General features: G+C 40.5%; 22 protein-coding genes. 3 read left to right on the top strand and 19 right to left on the bottom strand.

Annotated features, from left to right (window positions below; all coding sequences use genetic code 11):
* Positions 1–338: 338 nt before the first annotated feature.
* Both BIZ38_RS16705 and BIZ38_RS16700 read right to left on the bottom strand, forming a co-directional pair.
* On the bottom strand, positions 339–788 hold the full coding sequence (locus BIZ38_RS16705) for a hypothetical protein (RefSeq protein WP_187490791.1): 450 nt from the start codon (positions 786–788) through the stop codon (positions 339–341).
* A 97-nt stretch (positions 789–885) separates the two neighbouring features.
* A complete protein-coding gene (locus BIZ38_RS16700) occupies positions 886–1287 on the bottom strand; it encodes a hypothetical protein (RefSeq protein WP_187490790.1) in 402 nt (133 codons plus the stop codon).
* Between the two features lie 193 nt (positions 1288–1480).
* Here BIZ38_RS16700 and BIZ38_RS16695 point away from each other — a divergent pair, with 193 nt between their 5' ends.
* Positions 1481–1684: a helix-turn-helix transcriptional regulator gene (locus BIZ38_RS16695; RefSeq protein ID WP_187490789.1), complete on the top strand. Its 204-nt coding sequence runs from the start codon at positions 1481–1483 to the stop codon at positions 1682–1684.
* A 66-nt stretch (positions 1685–1750) separates the two neighbouring features.
* Here BIZ38_RS16695 and BIZ38_RS16690 read toward each other — a convergent pair whose 3' ends face one another.
* From BIZ38_RS16690 to BIZ38_RS16650, 10 genes are all read right to left on the bottom strand, one after another.
* Complete coding sequence (locus tag BIZ38_RS16690) at positions 1751–3121, bottom strand: helix-turn-helix domain-containing protein (protein WP_187490788.1); 1371 nt, start codon at positions 3119–3121, stop codon at positions 1751–1753.
* A 13-nt stretch (positions 3122–3134) separates the two neighbouring features.
* On the bottom strand, positions 3135–4334 hold the full coding sequence (locus tag BIZ38_RS16685) for a tyrosine-type recombinase/integrase (protein WP_187490787.1): 1200 nt from the start codon (positions 4332–4334) through the stop codon (positions 3135–3137).
* A gap of 449 nt (positions 4335–4783) precedes the next feature.
* A complete protein-coding gene (gene recR / locus BIZ38_RS16680; protein WP_054551546.1) occupies positions 4784–5392 on the bottom strand; it encodes a recombination mediator RecR in 609 nt (202 codons plus the stop codon).
* Between the two features lie 10 nt (positions 5393–5402).
* Positions 5403–5729, bottom strand: coding sequence for a YbaB/EbfC family nucleoid-associated protein (locus BIZ38_RS16675; protein WP_054551547.1), 327 nt, complete (start codon positions 5727–5729; stop codon positions 5403–5405).
* A 59-nt stretch (positions 5730–5788) separates the two neighbouring features.
* Positions 5789–8194: a DNA polymerase III subunit gamma/tau gene (gene dnaX / locus BIZ38_RS16670; RefSeq protein WP_187490786.1), complete on the bottom strand. Its 2406-nt coding sequence runs from the start codon at positions 8192–8194 to the stop codon at positions 5789–5791.
* Between the two features lie 3 nt (positions 8195–8197).
* Entirely contained in the window at positions 8198–8743 is a 546-nt protein-coding gene (gene apt, locus BIZ38_RS16665) for an adenine phosphoribosyltransferase (protein ID WP_054551549.1), read from the bottom strand.
* 161 nt (positions 8744–8904) lie between these two features.
* Positions 8905–9027 carry a hypothetical protein gene (locus BIZ38_RS21870; protein ID WP_254907726.1) on the bottom strand — a complete coding sequence of 41 codons (123 nt, stop codon included), beginning with the start codon at positions 9025–9027 and terminating at the stop codon, positions 8905–8907.
* Between the two features lie 85 nt (positions 9028–9112).
* A complete protein-coding gene (locus BIZ38_RS16660) occupies positions 9113–9871 on the bottom strand; it encodes a DUF2063 domain-containing protein (protein WP_300542595.1) in 759 nt (252 codons plus the stop codon).
* Positions 9864–10727, bottom strand: a complete 864-nt coding sequence (locus BIZ38_RS16655) for a DUF692 domain-containing protein (RefSeq protein ID WP_138616016.1) — start codon at positions 10725–10727, stop codon at positions 9864–9866. The genes BIZ38_RS16660 and BIZ38_RS16655 overlap by 8 nt, the downstream gene beginning before the upstream one ends.
* 54 nt (positions 10728–10781) lie before the next feature.
* Positions 10782–11321: a hypothetical protein gene (locus BIZ38_RS16650; protein ID WP_187490785.1), complete on the bottom strand. Its 540-nt coding sequence runs from the start codon at positions 11319–11321 to the stop codon at positions 10782–10784.
* Positions 11322–11494: 173 nt separating this feature from the next.
* Here BIZ38_RS16650 and BIZ38_RS16645 point away from each other — a divergent pair, with 173 nt between their 5' ends.
* Positions 11495–12472, top strand: coding sequence for a tRNA-dihydrouridine synthase (locus BIZ38_RS16645; protein WP_187490784.1), 978 nt, complete (start codon positions 11495–11497; stop codon positions 12470–12472).
* 51 nt (positions 12473–12523) lie between these two features.
* A complete protein-coding gene (locus BIZ38_RS16640) occupies positions 12524–12859 on the top strand; it encodes a TraR/DksA family transcriptional regulator (RefSeq protein WP_054551553.1) in 336 nt (111 codons plus the stop codon).
* Positions 12860–12873: 14 nt separating this feature from the next.
* Here the strand turns inward: BIZ38_RS16640 and BIZ38_RS16635 are convergent, their stop codons facing one another.
* From BIZ38_RS16635 to BIZ38_RS16605, 7 genes are read right to left on the bottom strand one after another with little or no spacing between them, the layout of a single operon-like run.
* Positions 12874–13878, bottom strand: a complete 1005-nt coding sequence (locus BIZ38_RS16635) for a hypothetical protein (protein ID WP_054551554.1) — start codon at positions 13876–13878, stop codon at positions 12874–12876.
* Between the two features lie 56 nt (positions 13879–13934).
* The gene (locus tag BIZ38_RS16630) at positions 13935–15194 is read right to left on the bottom strand and encodes a tetratricopeptide repeat protein (protein ID WP_054551555.1); all 1260 of its coding nucleotides are present in this window, start codon (positions 15192–15194) and stop codon (positions 13935–13937) included.
* Positions 15195–15205: 11 nt separating this feature from the next.
* A complete protein-coding gene (locus BIZ38_RS16625; protein WP_054551556.1) occupies positions 15206–15823 on the bottom strand; it encodes an energy transducer TonB in 618 nt (205 codons plus the stop codon).
* A complete protein-coding gene (locus BIZ38_RS16620) occupies positions 15823–16227 on the bottom strand; it encodes an ExbD/TolR family protein (protein ID WP_054551557.1) in 405 nt (134 codons plus the stop codon). Before BIZ38_RS16620 ends, BIZ38_RS16625 begins: the two co-directional genes overlap by 1 nt.
* A 14-nt stretch (positions 16228–16241) precedes the next feature.
* Complete coding sequence (locus BIZ38_RS16615) at positions 16242–16766, bottom strand: MotA/TolQ/ExbB proton channel family protein (RefSeq protein ID WP_054551558.1); 525 nt, start codon at positions 16764–16766, stop codon at positions 16242–16244.
* Positions 16766–18130, bottom strand: a complete 1365-nt coding sequence (locus BIZ38_RS16610) for a MotA/TolQ/ExbB proton channel family protein (protein WP_054551559.1) — start codon at positions 18128–18130, stop codon at positions 16766–16768. The genes BIZ38_RS16615 and BIZ38_RS16610 overlap by 1 nt, the downstream gene beginning before the upstream one ends.
* 6 nt (positions 18131–18136) lie before the next feature.
* A complete protein-coding gene (locus BIZ38_RS16605; RefSeq protein ID WP_054551560.1) occupies positions 18137–18907 on the bottom strand; it encodes a DUF3450 domain-containing protein in 771 nt (256 codons plus the stop codon).
* Positions 18908–19251 lie beyond the last annotated feature (344 nt).

Here is a 19251-nt window from a genome sequence, read left to right as displayed (position 1 = left end):
AAAAATCAAGTAAGGAATTAACATGAGTATTTTTTCAGGCAAAGCCTAAATGATGATAACCACCTACTGAAGTAGGTGGTTTAGGGCCGAAAACAAAAAGGAGTAGCACGCTACTCCTTCATTGCCCTTTAGCCTCGCCTTACATTATCGTTGGCAATACGCTTTTGCATTACCACAATGGAAAAGTATATTTGCGTACAATTCCCTCACTAGTATTATCAGAGTGAACTCTGACTACCCAGACATTGAGTAGTGAGCCGGCAAATAACGGCTCGAGGCGTATTTCGTGAGTTATGGTTAGGCTGCTATTTTTAAATGCAAAAATAGCTTTATTTATCCTATGAATGCTTTTGTTTGATTTGCGATATGGTCTCTTTTATAGAATTTTGAGTACGCTCATTATTAAGCTCTGGCTCGAACTCTCGCTCAATCTTTTCTTTAAAGCCATCATCGAAGTCATTCTCTAACTCCGTATCGAATAAATCATCAAAGCGCTCAGGGTTTTCGTTGCAAGGTTGGGCATCGTAATCCGAATAATCAAAGGTGCCCTCCTGAATATCTTCGAGCAGAAAAACCATCATTTTATAAAACAGGACTTTTACACCACGATAGTTCAGTTGCTTATTAGCATAAACATCAGGCTCGACAATTGACCACAGCCCCTCAAAATCAGGATTTTCTTTGTTTAACATTAAATGATTAATTTTATGGTCGTTTTTGTGAATGATACTGTATAAAGCATCAATTAAATCTACGAAGTTTAATGTACTTACATATCTTAAAGACATGCTTTTCTCCTTTAGTTCGAGTTATAAAAAACTTTTTAACTAAAAAGGAACGAGAAAGGGGAAATATTAAGAAAGCGAACCCGAAGGTTCGCCAGTATTAACTTTTTTCGATGATTTCTAACCAGTTCTCTTCAGCGTGACTGAAGAAAGTTGTTGGTTTAGTTAAAAATATCGCTTCGAACTCTGCTGAAAATAAATGACAGAATTCTTTTATTTGCTCAATGTACAGAAGCAAAAAAGCATACATTTCTACACCATCTAAATAGCGCCCTGAAAAATCAGGATTATCATCAAAGAGCTGCTTTGAGATGCTTATACCCAATACACTACCTACCCTATCTCTGTGCATATAAATGTAATGGCTGAAACTAAGCTCGATTGAATTGCTTGTAGACGCTTCATCAACATCTGCTAATAGCAGAATCGTTGAATTGTCATCCCAAGGTGATTTACTCGCGCGTTGATACTCTCTGATGAATTGCGATTTTGATGTACTCATGAGTGTCCTAGTTAGTGTTTGACCTAACACTAACTAGGATTGCTTTATGGTATTTTTGAACTCACACCATATAAGACAACTATGAAAATTTACACAAACCTTCAAATTCTTTGTTTTTGAGTTATAAAAATTTAAAATTAGACCAATGTTGATAATTAAGAGTTTAAAAAGCAATGCATGTTAAGGAGTTTTTATGAGCCTACCATCTAGTAAGTTTTACACAACTCAGGAAGTAGCAGCCATGGAAGGTGTAACAGAGGACTATTTAAGGAAGCTGGTTTCCAAAGGCGAATTCATTAAACCTAACCGCCCAGGGAAGCCCCATCGTTGGCTTAAAACTGTAATTGAAAAATACTATTCAGATTTAGATAAAATCCACAGAGTTGAGGCCCTATGAAAATAATAACTTGATTAAAAGAGCTTACGCGCCGTATTAGGCGCGAAATTATCTTGTTAATAAACACTACTGTTTATTCAGCTTATGGAATCCAAAAAGTTCTGTATCACCTGAGAACTCCTCGATGCAAGAGATAATACCTACCGACAATAGGACTCTATAAAAAATTGGTGAACTAAATAAATAAGGTATTGGGGTGTATTGCTTTGGGCATTTAAAATCTACATCACGAACTGAGTATTTATGTGAAAACATACTTTCTTCACTTGGCTCTGCTGGTAAAACTATATTTTTATCTAAAGTCAGAGGTATGGAGTTCACTTTACATCTCTCTAAAAAAGACTTCGAATCAATAAATGGAATCGTGTGGAATACATTTTTTATTGTAAAACATGAGTAAACATCCCTTTTATCGCCTAAAACATCTAACAGATGTAAATAGAAGTTAATTAATGCAGCTGTTGTCTGGCAAAATAAAGAGTAATCAACTACATCAATATCATTAAATCCAAATTCTTCTGCTAAAAGGTAGTAATCTGCTCCATATTTATGGATATCTATCTGAGATAGAAATGTACTAAGGTCATACTTATTTAAAGGAATATCCAACCTAACGGTTCCATTGTGCCACCACCGAAAGCTAGTAGTTGCAAGACTAGGATCGTTTTTGCCAATATTCCTAGCTAAAAACCCGTCCGAAGTTGTGTAGATTCCATCAAACGGCATCTTTACTCCATTCATAGTTTTTACATTTTCTGCACCTAAAACCTCTGAAAAATCCTTAAAGCTTAGCTTTTTCGAAGGACCCTTTTGTGACTGAGATGGTTTAAGGAAGATATAAGCCCATGAACTATCTGATTGTGAATTAGGAATAGCTGGAGTTGCGGTTAAGAAGTTTCTTAATTTAATCTTTCTATCACTACCGCGTTTCCATAAGTCATCTAATATATATCGGTCAGTTTCCTCTTTAGGTTTTGATTGATCTGCCAACCTTCTATAGATTCTTCCAGAAGAATGTATATGCGGAGTATTCTCGCTCATTGGAATGCCAATAATTATAATAGCTTTATCTTCAGCTAAACCAATGCTTTCAATTGGCCCAGATATAACTTTTTCTTCATATAATACTTCAGGATTAACATGAGCAGACGAAGCCTCTCGTATATCTCTTGATACTTTTTCTAATTCAGATACCGGAATCCCAACAAACTCAGAAGCTGTCCGTGAACCGTCTGAAGCTTCGTTGACTCCAATGATTAACCATCCGCCATATTGATTTGCAAATGCAGAAAGTTGTTTTGCAAGATCAGGAATCTTTAAACTTTGGACTTTATAATCTATATACCAGCCTTCTGAGACATCTTTTAAAAGAACTAAATCTTCAGCCCCAATGTCTTCAAGTATATTTTTAAATGGATAGTATGAGTAATTCAACATTCAGAACGTCCTTTTATTTATATGAAATTAAATTGGCCCATTTATCAAGCCATTCTGTTAAACCATCCAGCATAGGGGATTTGTTGTAAATTGCCAGAACCCCTTTCATTTTGTGACCTAAAAGCTTCTCAGTAAATTGCAGTGGACAACCTGCATCAGTTAAGTGAGTTGATAAGGTTCGTCTAAAATCATGCATTCTGAATGGCCTTACGCCCTCAATTTCTTCATAGCATGTATTGGCTATTGTACTTACACTTGAGCCACTCGCCGGCTTATCCCCTCCACGATTATGGAACATGTGAATGAAGCCTGGACTAAGATCTTTTAGATATTGTAGGTCGTTAATTAAAACATCAGGAATCGGTCTAACAATTGACTGTGTTTTTCCTTTAGTATTTTCACGCCTAACGGTGAATAGTTTCTCTTCTAAATCAAAATCAGTTTTATGAGCTGTATATAGCTCACTGATACGACAACCAAAAATCATAGCGCATTTAAGGATAACTTTGTTTCTATCAGTAAGAGCAAGGTTGTCAATATTAGACCAAATAAGACGGCACTCATTTATTGTTAAGAAGTGCTCTCTTGGTTGGTAGTCATTCGCAAAGTCACTAGGGCGCAGTGCTTCAAATTCAGCATTCGTTATATATGCTTGCCTTAAACAAAATCGCAAAGCTGAACGCAGCTCAATAATAGAGTTGAAAGCAAAACCATCGCCACGGCCAGCAGCAATACTATCGGTATTCATTTGCTTAAATAAAACAGAAAAATGATGCTTACTAATTTCAGCAACATATTGATTGCGCCAATCGTCATTAATACAGGAAACGATACGGTTATAAATTTCTTGTGGACGATCACGCATGTTGACGCAGTATTGTGCGTACCAAAAATTAATTGCGTCAATTAAGGTAGGATTTTCTTTTTCAACAACGCTGACATTATTTACCGCCTTCATGTTCCGCGGATCTAACTCTTTTCTAACCTGAGTCATTTGACGTTCGCATTCCTCTCTTGCATTCGCCAAGCTCATTTCAGGGTATGTTCCTATCTTATAACGCGCAGGCTTACCTTTTAGCCTGTATCTAATCTGAAATGTGACCTTTCCTTTTGGTGAAATACGCAATGACAAATTATCACCATCAGATACTTCTGGCTTTCCGCTATAAGGTTTTCCACTTATGCTTTTAAGTTTTGCAGCTGTTATTTTCATTATGCTCACGCTCTAGATGTGTACCAAATGCGCACCAAATTTGCTGTCAAAAATTTATGGTACACAGCTTGGTACGCGCCTGCCAAGCATAACAGTTCTTTTAAATCGTTAGTAGTGCGGATTAAAGATGATTAAAATCGATATAAGACATTGAATTTAATATGATAAAAAGGATTACTACGGATCGGTAATTAAATATTCCGAATGACTAAATTGAATGAATCATCAGGTTTAATAGTTGTTTGACTTCTGTTTGAAAGCCTAATGTTTCTTTTTGTGCTGCAGTCATTGTGTAAATCTCCAATTAACAAAGTGTCTAATCTGCACTATGACTCTTTATATGGGGCAGGCTTTTTGAACTTCAAGGCAAAAAATTAAATTTACGGCTAAATTGGGGGCTATATACAAAAAAGCCTGCTTAAAGCAGGCTTTTGACACCATATTAGGTATTAGTTTTGGTTTACGGCGCGTCGTCCGCTAAATGCATGCATCAATGTCATACCATCAAGTAAGTCGAGCTCACCACCAACAGGGACACCGTGAGCAATTCGAGATGCACCTACCTGATACTTATGACAAAGCTCAGCAATGTAGTGGGCTGTGGTTTCACCTTCAACACTTGGATTGGTCGCGAGGATCACCTCATTAATGCCGCCTTGTTGCAACTTACTTTCAAGAATATCAAGGCCAATTTCTTTTGGTCCTATGCCATCAATTGGCGACAAGTGACCCATTAAAACAAAGTAAAGACCTTGGTATTGACCTGTTTGCTCAATCGCGAGTACATCGGTTGGTGATTCGACCACACACAATAAACCACTATCTTGGCGTTTAACACTTGAACAAATATCGCATACAGCTTGCTCTGTAAAAGTACGACAAGATTGACAATGCCCTACTTCATCCATTGCCTTGGTTAATGCATGGCCAAGCTGTTTACCACCCTGACGGTCACGCTCAAGCAAATGAAAAGCAATGCGCTGTGCCGACTTAGGGCCTATGCCCGGCTGGCATCGTAGCGCTTCAATTAGCTGTGTTAAACTAGGAGATAGTTGCATACAAAATCACTTAGAATGGCATTTTCATACCTGGTGGTAATTGCATACCGCCAGTTACTTTGCTCATGCGCTCTTGAGTTTCTTCAGCAACACGACGTACAGCATCGTTACACGCTGCCGCTAATAAATCTTCGATCATGTCTTTGTCGTCTTCCATTAGGCTGTCATCTAATTCAACACGACGAACATTGTGGTTACCAAGCATAGTTACTTTAACTAGGCCTGCACCTGCTTCACCTACAACTTCAAGGTTTGCGATTTCTTCTTGGGCTTTTTGCATGCGCTCTTGCATTTGCTGCGCTTGCTTCATCATGTTACCCATTCCACCTTTAAACATAACTGTCTCTCTTTCTAAACTACTTTAATTGGCATGAAGATAAGGGCTATTGTAACTAATTACAATGCCTGAATACTGTTTTCATCGATTATAGCGCTAAACAACTGCTGAAATTGCACTATATTTTCATCACTATTTATTACATCAATCGCTTGTTGATGACGTCCCGCATCAATTTTTTGTTGAATCAAATACGGTGAATCAATTACGCCATCAGCAAACTCGATACTAAGCTCTACATTATGGCCGTAAATTTCACTTAATGCAGCATTGAGCTTTTGTCTAAGCACAGCGCTATCTAAATGGCGCTGTGATGAATCAACTTCAATATGCAGCTGATTATTCTGCTTGGTAAAGATTGAATGCAGCGCAAATTGGCGCATGCGACCACCCAGTCCCATGCGCTTAATTAAATACGCCCATTCGTCTTGTTCGTGTGCAAATTTAATACTGCTGATCGGGCTTTCAAAATCATCAGGTATCGGAATACTGGCTTCTTCAACTACTGGCTCTGGCGCTTTTTGTGGATTGATCTGCTCAAGTAACTCTGGCGCTAAGTTTTCGGTGATTGTTTGATGCTTTTCTCGAAAGTCGACTTTTTTTACTTTACTACTGCTCTCCCCCGTTTGCTGGGGGATGGGCTTTTTTACTTCAGCAGCCATTGCTTGCTGCTGAGGCTGAATGTTGGTCGCGGCTGTGCTTTGTTGCACTGGCGGTTCTGCTTTAGCATGAGTTTGCGTTGCTGCACCACTTAAACGCCCAGCACCTGAAATATTGCGATCTTGTAAAATACGAGCAATGGCCGACTGCGCCTGACTTTGCTGCTGTTGTAATTGTGCTGGTGCTGTTTGCTGTTGCTGAGGCGCAGATGCTTCATTGGCAGTAAAGCCCTGATCATAAGCGCTATTCATCACATCATCGTATTGCGCTGCAAGTGATGAATCCATTTCGGCATCATCATCCATATAATCTTGCGAAGAATACTCTGGTGATGAGTACTCAGCTGCTGGCACTTGCTCTGAGTGGCTTGGCTCTTGCTGTTGTGGCGCAGGTTGAACTTCAGCAACCATTGCAGTTTCAACAGATTGCTGAGGCTGTTGACCAGCATCAGGCTGCTCTACTGCTGTTGCTTCAACTTGCTGGGCAGGCTCATGGCTATGTGCCGTTTCTGCCTTGGCTGCTTGAATAGGCTCAGCTTGTGTTGGCTGAGGCTCTGAAGGAACAGCAGTTGTCTGTGCAGAGCTATGTGCAACTGGTGCTTGCTCTGAAGCAGCTTGCTCACGTTGCGCCGTAGATTTTTTCAAAATATCACGCAGTGCACCGGCACCACTTGGCTTAACCTGTTGCTGGGTATTCGTTGGTGTTTGGCTTTGTGCAAATTGCGTAGGTTGAAATGCAAGCAGTCGCAACATGATCATTTCAAAGCCAAGTTTAGCATCGGGTGCCCATTGCAAATCTTTTTTACCATTTAATAGCAATTGGTAGTAAACCTGCATCTGCTGTGCATCAGTGGTTTGTGCCACCTGCTCAATAAAATCTCGGTTAGTATCATCAAGTGCCGCTGCACTAGGCACAAGTTGCACAAGCTGAATAAGATGCGTCAGGGCAATTAAATCGTCGAGCAAGGCTACAAAGTTGGGGTTTCGGCTAACGACTGCTTTTACTTCTTGAAGTAATGCATCGCCATCTTGGCACAGTAACGCTGCTAACATGGTTTGGCTATATTGAGTATCCATCAAGCCAAGCATAGTTTGCACAGCCTGATGATTAATATTGCCATTGGTTTGCGCAATTGCTTGGTCTGTAAGACTCAATGCATCACGCATACTACCATCGGCTGCCTTAGCTAAAATAGACAATGATTTATCATCGAAACTTAGCTGTTCTTGATTAAGAACATGGGCAAGCTGATCATGAATTTCTGATTGCGACAAAGCATTTAAATTAAACTGTAAGCAACGCGATAAAATCGTCACGGGTAGTTTTTGCGGATCGGTTGTCGCTAATAAAAACTTCACATGCTCTGGCGGTTCTTCCAATGTTTTTAGTAATGCATTGAAACTGTGCTTTGACAGCATGTGAACTTCATCGATTAGGTATACCTTGTAACGACCACGTGTTGGTGCGTATTGAACGTTATCAAGGATTTCGCGGGTATCTTCTACTTTGGTACGTGATGCCGCATCGATTTCTAATAAATCAATATAACGGCCTGCTTCAATATCAGTACAACTTGAACATTGGCCGCATGGCTCAGCAGAGATACCCTTATCGCAGTTGAGACTTTTTGCGAATATACGTGCAATGGTTGTTTTACCCACCCCACGGGTTCCAGTAAAGAGATAAGCGTGATGGAGTCTATTTTGTGTTAATGCATTAACTAATGCTTGTTTAACATGAGACTGCCCCACTAACTCGTGAAAGGTTTGTGGTCGCCATTTCCTTGCTAGAACCTGATAACTCATTAATTATTCGCCTTCGAATTCAACCAACTTTAAGATTTTGATGCCCATATCAGCAACTCGTTGCTCACCACCCAGCTCAGGTAAAGAAACAACAAATGCCGCATCAGTTGCGTTACCGCCAAGTTTAGCAACTAATTTTGCCGTTGCTTCGATTGTGCCACCTGTAGCCAGTAAGTCATCTACTAGTAACACTTTATCGCCAGGGACAATTGCGTCTGTATGAAGCTCAAGAATATCTTCACCATACTCTAATTGATAACTTTGTGAAATCACTTCGCGAGGAAGTTTGCCTGGTTTACGAACAGGAATGAATGGAATACCTAGTGCGTAAGAAAGTGGTGCACCGAAGATAAAACCACGAGATTCAGTACCGATGATTTTTGTAAAACCTTGGTCTTTATATGCTGCAATAAAGCTGTCGATGGTTGCTTTAAATGCGTCAGCATTAGCCATTAAAGTAGTTACGTCGCGGAACATAATGCCCGGCTTTGGGTAATCAGCGATCGTTGCAATGCTCTGTTTGATGAGCGTTGAAGTTGCTTGAGTCATAATTATACTGCTCAAAAAGTTTATCTAACAAAGCTCGAGAGTATAACATCACCTTAGTAGAAAGTCGGTAGCAAGTTTCGAAATTAATCACTTAACAAGAAATATCAGCTATAAAAAAGGCTGCATAATGCAGCCTATTGTCTTTAATTTGCTTACGCAGATTAAGATAAAGAAGTGATCCAACCAAGAATAGCGTTTAGACAGCCAATGCCACCGAATACAGCTAAAAACGCAATGAAATAAGTTGCATTGAACGGATCTTTAAAGTCTTTATCATTCGACATAATTACTACCTTTATTTAAGCACGACAAAATAAGGCGCTCATAATAGTCGAACTAAATACATCAATAAAGACTTTTAGCTGATTTTTAAACCAAGGTATTAGAAACCACAATGCCGCGTTCTGCCATTGCACTTAAGGTATTGAGCGCTCCCTGATACAGCTGCTCTTGGCTAAATTCAGGCGCATGCTCTGCAACTGCTTGGCATACATCATTTAAATCTGCACCCGGCTGAGATTCAATAATATTAAGAAGTAATGCGGTCATCGCATTTGTCGATAAAAATTGTACTTCGTCATCGCTATCACGATAAACCACAAAGTAACTGGGTTGTGCTGCCGGTTCACTTGGTTGATTATCTGCACTGATGGTATGAACAGGAAAACTGTAACACAAATTACGGGCAAGTGAACTTAAGAATAATGCAGAGCTTGTCACTTGATGAGCCGATAAACTGACTTCTTCTGCCACCTCTTGAGCAACCGATACATCAAGCTCAACCCATTCATAGTGCGCTAGCTCTAACATAAACGCGGGATCATCGCTTTGTATTTCATAGTCATTAGCAAGAAAAGCCAAAAACTCCCCTGCAATATCTAAAAAATAAGGTGATTTACAATCATGCTGGCTAAAAAACTGCCTAACGAGTCTGTGCCAAGCTTGCTCTGAATATAAACTTTTTAGTACTGGATACGCAGAGCTTACAAACCCATCCACATTATTAAAAAATAAGTCGCGGTAAATCGCCATCCGGCGCTCTTCAATATCACTAGGCTTAGCGTGTTGTTGAGGGTCGCGGATATGCGCCATAAACGCTTGCTGTACTTGAGTAAAATGTTCAGGCACTGTGTTTCACCCTTGCTTGGTTTTGCTTGCTCGCTGTTTGCTGCAGTGCTTCAATGGTTTTTAGCTCGGTTAACAACTCACTCATCGGCGGAATATTAAAATCACGCTCTAATAAAGTGGGAAATACGCCATGAACTTCATAAGCTTTTTCAAGCAATTGCCAAACAGGATCGATAACTGGCGCACCATGGGTATCAACCAGTAGATCTTCAGCCTCAGTGTAATGGCCCGCAACATGTCCATAGGCAATCCGTTTTGTTGGTAATTCAGCTAGGAATTGCTCAGCGTTATAACCATGATTAATCGAATTAACGTAAATATTATTCACGTCGAGCAGCAGTTTACAATCAGCTTCTTCTAAAACAGCATTAGTAAATTCAAGTTCTGTCATTTGTTGCCCAGGGGCGCCATAGTAAGACACGTTTTCAATAGCAATTGGCTGTTCTAAAATATCTTGTACTTGCCTAATACGAGAAGCAACATGCTTAATAGCATCTTCAGTAAATGGTATAGGCATTAAATCGTACATATGTCCTTCGCCCGAGCAGTAACTTAAGTGCTCGCTGAATAAACGAATATTATGCTCTTTAAAAAAGGTTTTAAGCGATTGCACAAATTCAATATCAAGCGCTGCTGGTGAGCCAATCGATAACGATAAACCATGGCAAACAAAGGCATGTTGTTCGGTAAGCTGTTTAAATTGTTTACCAAAACGCCCCCCAAGCTTTAGCCAGTTTTCAGGTGCAACTTCTAAAAACTCAATAGGTTTAGGAACATCAATGAGCATTTCATCAAGCATTTCTCGGCGCAAACCTAAGCCAATCAACCCAAAATCAGCTACTGATTCATTTAACATACTACCTCCTACTAAAAAGGGCCTTTACGGCCCTTTTAAAAGCTAAATGAGCGCTTAGTGATTAGAACCACATTTACCTTCGCCACACTTACCTTCTTTAGCTTTCTTTTTGTCTGCGCCACATTTACCTTCGCCGCACTTACCTTCTTTGGCTGCTTTTTTGTCTGCGCCGCATTTACCTTCGCCACACTTACCTTCTTTGGCTGCTTTTTTGTCTGCGCCGCATTTACCTTCGCCACACTTACCTTCTTTGGCTGCTTTTTTATCGCCGCCGCATTTACCTTCGCCGCACTTGCCTTCTTTGGCTACTTTTTTATCTGCGCCGCATTTACCTTCGCCGCACTTACCTTCTTTGGCTGCTTTTTTGTCGCCGCCGCACTTACCTTCACCGCACTTGCCTTCTTTTTCAGCTTTTTTATCGCCGCCACATTTACCTTCACCGCATTTACCTTCTGCGGCATCTAGTTGATAGCCTGCTTGCATTTGCTGAAATTCAAATGGGTTTGCACTCGCATCAGTTGCTACAAAACTTGACGCACCTACTACAACCGCACCTAATGTTAATGCAATTGAATTTTTCTTAACTGTGTTCATTCGATGACTCTCTTTTTTATAAAGGGTTATTAAACAAGACCCGAGAACTAAAAATTACTTTCAAAATTTTTATAATTATTTTCTGAAAGTGCCGAGAATGCAAATTACGATTTATAAAACAATCCAGAAAAGCTAGAATACGCGTCCTAATTTTTGATGAGTTAACAGGTATCATGCGACTAGTTTTAGCACCGATGGAAGGCGTTGTGGATTTTAAAATGCGACAACTCTTAACTGATTTAGGTGGATTTGATTTATGCGTAACAGAGTTTGTTCGTGTCGTTGAAGACACACTGCCCGAACGCGTGTTTCACCGCTATTGTCCTGAGCTAAAAACAGGTGGCTATACCCGTGCAGGTACGCCAGTGCGTATTCAGTTGCTAGGTCAAGTTGCTCATGCTTTGGCAGCAAATGCCGTCAAAGCAATACGCCTAGGCTCCCATGGCATTGACTTAAATTTTGGTTGCCCAGCTAAAACAGTGAACAAAAGTAAAGGTGGTGCGGTACTGTTAAAAGACCCTGAGCACATGTACGAAATTATTAAAGCCGTACGTGATGCTGTTGATCCTTGCCATGAAGTTAGTGCCAAAATTAGGCTTGGTTTTGATGATGATAGTAATAGCCAAGAAATTGTTGATGCTGTTGTTAGCGCGGGTGCTTCAAGTCTTGCTATTCATGCCAGAACTAAAAGAGATGGCTACAACCCTCCGGCATACTGGGAAAAAATCCCGCCGTTGATCAAAGATAAAAATATTTCGGTCGTTGCTAATGGCGAAATTTGGCAAGTTGAAGATGCCATGCTTTGTCAAAAGCGCAGTCATTGCCAAGATTTAATGCTTGGTCGTGGTGCATTAGCGATGCCTGATCTAGCAAAACAAATAAAATCTCATGCAGAAAACGAGCATTACACTCCGATGTTATGGGAGCATGTGATATACCACATTATTCATTCATCTATGCACCAAGACGAGAGTAAATGTGAAAAGTATTTTGCTTCTCGTACTAAGCAATGGCTCGGCTATTTAAAGCGCCAATACCCACAAGCTAACGCACTTTTTGATGAGATCCGCCGCCTAAAAGCCAAAGACGAAGTTGCAGATGTACTAAGAAAGTACGCGAAAGCGCCGAGTATTGATACAAATCATAATTAGCAAATCGATTTTGTTTGATAATACCAGTATTGCCCACTTGGAAGAAAAGCGATGAACAATACTGAAATTCAAACAAAGTTATCTGCGGAACTTGCGCAGGTTCGACAACGTTTACTGGATATGCTGGCTAATTCTGATCAAGCCTATCATCAGCAACTGCTATCGCAACTCAAGGATCATCCCCCTTCAGACTGGTTAGAGCTGACAGCAAATAATCTCGGTTCTGAGTATCAAATATTGATTGCTCGAATAGAAAAGTTAGAAGCAGCACTATGCCAAATCGATATTGGGCAGTATGGCTATTGCTGTGATTGTGAAGAAAAAATTGATGACGAACGTTTACTTGCAGATCCTGCAAGCCAACGCTGTCGGCGATGCGCTCCATAGAGCGCAGCGCTGTACTAATTTATAAAAATAAAGCTCATCGCAGGATAAAGCACGATATCCTCAATTAACCAATCAGCTTGTTGCTGATTTACCCCTAGACGCTTCATCAAACTAACACGTGCTTGCTGTTCACTCCATGTGTGATAATGAATTCCTAAGTCGGTTTCCATCATAACTTGCCAGAAGTATTGCTCATCTTTTGTTAATTTACGCTTACTTTTGAGCGGGTCGAGATAATCAAGCTGCCAATCAAGACCTGTGTGCTGATGACTTTCTACAAAATAGTTCATTACTAATGGTTTAGCGTGAGAGTCTGATACAGGTAATACAAAATCTGCATTCTGCGATTGCTTTAACGAAGCCTGGATTTCACTTAACCAAGTTAAAGGCGGCTTAGTCTCACCACTAAAGTAATTAAGTTTACTTTGATACCAATCTTTACCATTTGCCAAACCGACTAAACCAAGTTTTGTACGCGGTTTATATTGAGTTAAATATTGATTAAGTTTGTTTAGTGCTGCTTGTACACTGTCATCGCTATTATCAAGGTGCGATTTGACCATATTATGTAAAAGCGTTAATTCGATTTTATTTAATTTCAGATTGCTTTGCTCAGCTGCAATTAGCTGCGTTTCAACTAACTCTAGCCAGTTAGCTAATTCATTTACCGAATAGTCATCTACTAAACGAGCTTGGTTAATAACATCACGTTGTACAGGCCACACAAAGTAACGTTCGGGATAACGCTCAGCAATAATTAAATAGTTCAATTGCGCCTGTTGTGACACATCTAACGTCGTCGTTTTTAGTCCTTGATAAGCTTGATGACGTGCTTGCAAATAACTTTCTGAGAAAGGCCAGCTAGCAGCTTCACTTTGCTGTTCTTGAGTCGATAATAAATTATTAATAGTTTGCAGCGCTTGCTGCCCTTCACTAAATGTTTTGAAACCTGATGTTTGCTCAGAGCAAGCTATCAGCATCACACTTGCGACAACTAATAATACGATCTGTCTTAGCATTTTAAAATTCCATAAAAAAAGCCCCAGAGGGGCTTTTTAATTTAAAACAACATCAATTAGATTTTTACACCGTTACGAGCGGCTTTATCTTTGATGAAGGTCGACCAGCTCTTCGCAAACTTGCGAGTGCGCGGATCGTCCATTGCTTTAGTGATAGCGTTATAAGCTTGCTTATACTTCTCTTGGTAGTAATAAGCTTCAGCTAAATCAGAGTAAATAGTTCCTTTTTTGTCAGAACCTAACTCTATTGCCTTGTTCAAACGAACAACGGCTGCACTATAATTTTGCGATTGTAAAAGTAATGAACCCGCTTTGCGGTAAAGCTCAGCATCATCATCAAATTTAGCCGCTTCTTCATAGTATTTAGCTGCTTTTTCAATATCTTTAGAACGGTGGTAGTTAGATGCCACTGCACTGATATTTTGCTTGTTACGCTTAACTTTTTCTTCGTTGATTGCCTTTTCAAGCACAACTGCTGCTTTGTAAGGGATATCATTTAACGAATAAAAGTTAGAAAGTACTTTGTATTCAACTTCGTTTTCAAAATATCCATTTTTATAGGCAACTTCCATGGTCGCTAGACCTTTCTTGAAGTCTTCGGTTTGAAGGTAGTATTTACCTAAACCAACCCAGGCTTTTTTGTCTTCAGGCCAAACACGAACAATTTCTTCAGCAACACCTACCATATTTTTGTACTGTTTAAGTTCAAAATAGGCAGCTAGCTTTAATTGGTAAGCAGCCTTTGCAGGTTCTTTTGCCAATTCAATTGCTTTGTTTGCAGCAGGAAGTACGTCTTTGAAAAGTTTTAACTCGTAGTTTGCTTGCGCAATACGTGTATAAACCTTGTCGTCTTCCTCACCTGTGAAGTCCATCCAAGCTGCATAAGCTTCTTTCGCTTTTGCATATTGCTCAGTACCCGCGTACATATCACCTAGAAGTTTTAAGCCTTGCTCTTGGTCAGCAAAATTTAAAACGTCAGGCTGAACTGCAGCTGCGATATGCTTGATAGCCAATTGATACTGCTCTTTTTGAGCGTACATTTGACCTAAGTAACGATCGACTGTTGCCTTATCAAATTCATCCGAAGGATCGATTTCTTTAAGTAACGCAATCGCTTCATCAAGCTTCTCTTCATTGTACAAATCAAACGCTTTAATAACTTTTTTACCAACGCGCTCGCCCATTACTTTAGTTTTTGCTTTTTTACGCGCTTCAATCTTCGCGTAATCTGGCGCTGCTAAAGCAGGTGCAGTGAAAGCTACACCTGATAGAGACATAAGAAGCGCAAGTGCAGTTACTTTAGATAAATTTCTCATTACTCGCCTCCTTAGTTACCTTGGTTAAGTTTAAAGTCTAGTTGTACTTGAAGACCAAATTGCTTCTGTGGTTTGCCGTCAATGATTTTCGGACGGTACTTCCACTTACGTAGCGCACGTTTAGCTTCGCGGTCGAAGATACGTTTAGGATCGGCGTCGATCACTTCAACATCTTCTACACCACCCACTTCATTGATAGTGAATGAAAGTTGTACCCAACCTTCTTTACCATCACGCGCTGCTTGCGTAGGGTATTTTGGTTCAATACGAACGATAGGTGTCGCGTCACCATCACGTCCAAATGCACCTGGACCACTTAGGCCACCAGCTGTGCTACCCACATCGATGCTTGGCATATTAAATGACAAACCACCAGTGTTAGGGTTGCTGTTTTCCGGCTGAGGCGGCTGCGGTTTAGGCGGCTGCTTTGGCGGTGGCGGAGGCGGAGGCGGAACACGCTTCCTCTCCTGCACCTTAGATTCAGGCGGATTCGTCATAATTTCGACTACGATCTGTTCTTTTTGTTCAGTCGCACGGTCAGCTCCACCGGAGATGAGGTACGCCATGAAGTAGAACAAGCCGAAAGTAACTGCCCCACCTGCAATCAGTGAAAACAGAAAACGAATCATTACTGATCTCCAGCTATTGAAATTTTAAGGTTATCACCCGTCGCTTTGATCTGGTCCATAACTTTAACTACTACGCCGTGTTTTGCTTCTTTATCAGCTTGCAAAATTACAACTTCAGTAGGTTGTTCTGCTAATAAACTTTCAAGTTTAGCTGATACACGCTCAACGTCTACTTGTTGTTTATCAATCCAGATCGCACCGTCAGCGCGGATAGCAACAAAAATGTTTGCATTTTTTTGCTTCGTAGCTGCAGCTGCTTTAGGTTTATTGACTTCGATACCAGCCTCTTTAACGAACGATGTAGTTACGATAAAGAAAATAAGCATGATAAATACGATGTCAAGCATTGGCGTCATGTCAACCGCTGCTTCTTCTTCTTCACGAAAACGTTGTTTACGTGCCATATTTAATTCTCTCTCTAGTGATGAGGCATGCTATCTACAAGTTTAGCTTTCGCCATTCTCGCTCTCGCTTCAAGACGTGAGCTAAAGAATACTCCAGATAGTGCCGCAACCATTCCAGCCATTGTTGGGATTGTTGCCATTGAAATACCTGATGCCATTAAACGTGCGTTACCAGTACCTTGAGTAGCCATGGTTTCGAAAACCGCGATCATACCCGTTACAGTACCTAATAAGCCGATTAAAGGACAAACAGCTACTAATGTCTTAATCAACAACATACGCTGATCTAATTTTTCAGACGCTTCAGAAATCCATGCTTCACGGATTCTGTGTGCGTACCAAGACGTAGTGTCTTGGCGGGCATCCCACTGAGCTACAATGTTCTTCGTCATACGAGGAAACTCAGCTAGTAGGAACCAATAGCGCTCAATCATTAAAACCCACATAAGAAAGAGTGCTATCGCGACCACGTATAATACCTGGCCGCCTGTGCCAACAAAATCCCTGATAGATTCCCAGATCTCCATCAGGACTAGCATTAGGCTTTCTCCTTCTCCGCGTGAGCAGCGATGATACCAGCGCTTTGCTCATCAAGGACATGTAGAACCGACTTACTACGACCCGCAACAATTGAGTGAAGTAGGATAAGTGGTAGAGCTGCAATTAGACCTAACGCTGTAGTTACAAGTGCTAGAGAGATATTACCAGCCATGATCTTCGGATCACCTGTACCGAACAATGTGATTGTTTGGAACGTAAGGATCATACCGATTACCGTACCTAGTAGACCTAGTAATGGAGCGATTGCTGCCAAGATCTTGATGATGTTGATACCAGCTTCGATGCGAGGCGTTTCACGTAGGATTGCTTCGTCAAGTTTAAGCTCAAGGTTTTCAACGTCTTGATTCTTGTTGTCAGCGTAAACCTTAAGAATACGACCCAGTGGGTTGTTTGTATTCGGAGTAGAAAGGTTCTTAAGCTGGCTCTTAATCTTAGTGCTAGTAAGCGCAAGATCAATGAAACGAACGATGAAGATAAGTAGACCAACAACTAATAATAGTGTGATGATGTAACCTACTTCAGCACCTTGCTCGTAGTATTCCATTAGTGATTTCTTCTGCGTGTTGATACGTAAGATCGCGCCACGAGTCGGGTCGATGTATACGCCAGCGTAGTTATCTGCAGAAGTACCTTCTAAATCGCTGATACCCGCTAGGATGTAGCTATCAGGTTGCTTACCTAGAGGTTGAATCGCTTTAGTTTCTGGAGAGTAGATTAAATAACCGTCGTCAGTTACTAAGTTGAAGTTACCGATACGCGTTACTTTCTTCACAGAAGATGAACCGTCAAGACCTGCAACTTCAGTTTCGAAAGTTGAAACTTTAGCAGACTCAGTCATTTCAGTTTGAAGAGAAATCCAAAGCTCTTCTAGTTCACGAACAGTTGGAAGTTCTTTCGCAGCAGCTAGTGAGCGAAGTACTTCAGCACGTCCTGGTTTTTCAGCAGAAACAAGTGATGCTTCGATTGAACCGATTGCATCAGCAGCTGCACGACGTACAACACCGAACATCTCACCTAAAGTACCTTGAGCATTTAAAAGAGCTTGCTCTTTTTCTGCTAAAGTATTTTCGTTTTGAGCATATTCTTTAGCTAAACGGTCACCACGTGCTTTTTCAGCAGCTAGGTCGCTTTTAGCTTTGTTAAGTAACGCTTGCTTGTCAGCACGAGCTGAAAGGAACTCTTGTTCACGTTGCTTATTTAATTTGCCTTCAGAGATACGTTCTTGCTTAACTTGCTCAAGAATTTTGTCTAAAGCATCAGTGTTTGCGTGTGCATTAAGCGCGGTACCTGCAGAAACAGATAGTACTGCTGCAACAGCAAAACCTTTAAATAGTTTCTTCATTATTGATTACTCCGCGCCAAAAATTGGTAGTTTAACAAGTTCTAATGTCGCTTGTTTACGCGCCATACGGATAACTTCTTTAACAGGTTTTAGGTATTCTTCACCTAATTCTTTCCACTGTTTAGTGTTGTTATCCCACACCCACGCGTGCTTAAGGTCAAAAGACTGAGCTACGTAAGTGATACGACCTAAACGACCGAAGTCAACGTTGATGCTCTTACCATCGATCTCAAGAGTACCTTGAGAAGCAGTTACAGCTGAGCTGTATGCAGTTTCAACAGTGTAAGCTTCAAGAACTTGGCGGAATTTTTCAGATGTAGTAACTGAAGCTGACGCCATGATGTCACGAAGTCTTTCAACACGTGCTAGACGGTTTTCAAGATTGAACGGAACGTCCGCTTTGATGAATTGCTCAAGCGTATCGATCATGCGATACATCAAAGGCACAACGTTTTGTTTCGTGTTATCGATAGTTGCGATTTGACGGTCAAACGATTCGATTGAAGCGTTTTGGTCAGCGACCAAACGTGCTACGTGATCGTTGTAAACCTTCATTAGCTCAGTTTCGTCAACAACGCTACGGTACTCAGCGATTAACTCTTGAGTTTGACCATATACATTGTCAATTTTAGTTTGAGACTTAACAGCAGCCTTTTGAATTTGTTGACCTGCATCTTGCACATCTTTCAAAGGATCTGCAATCACATTGCTGCTTGCAAATGCAAAAGCGCCAACCAACGCTGATGCTACAAGACTCTTTCTGATTTTAACAGACATAGTTCCCAACCAATTAAGTAATGTTACTTTTATAATTTAATTACCCTCCGAAGAGGACAACCCTGATATCTTTTAATAGATATCAACCCTCCAATAATGCTAAATGCATCTGAGTCTGTCAACTTGATGTTCGGCTTTCATCGGAAAAATTTGGTGACTCGTCGTTGATATGAAAATAACCAAAACAACGAATTAACAAAAATATAACAGCCACACATCTGTAAGGCTTCTATAGCCCTTTATTAACAATCATCACATTCATATTCCGTTCAAACTTAAACATAAATGTAACATTTATTGAAATCAAAAAGCGGTAAAGAAAAATGAAAAAAAAATTCAGTTTT

The sequence above is a fragment of the Pseudoalteromonas sp. BZK2 genome (genome assembly GCF_014349195.1).
GTDB lineage: Bacteria > Pseudomonadota > Gammaproteobacteria > Enterobacterales > Alteromonadaceae > Pseudoalteromonas > Pseudoalteromonas simplex.
The sequence above is the reverse complement of the archived record's forward strand: the minus strand, read 5'-3'. Positions and strand labels throughout refer to the sequence as shown.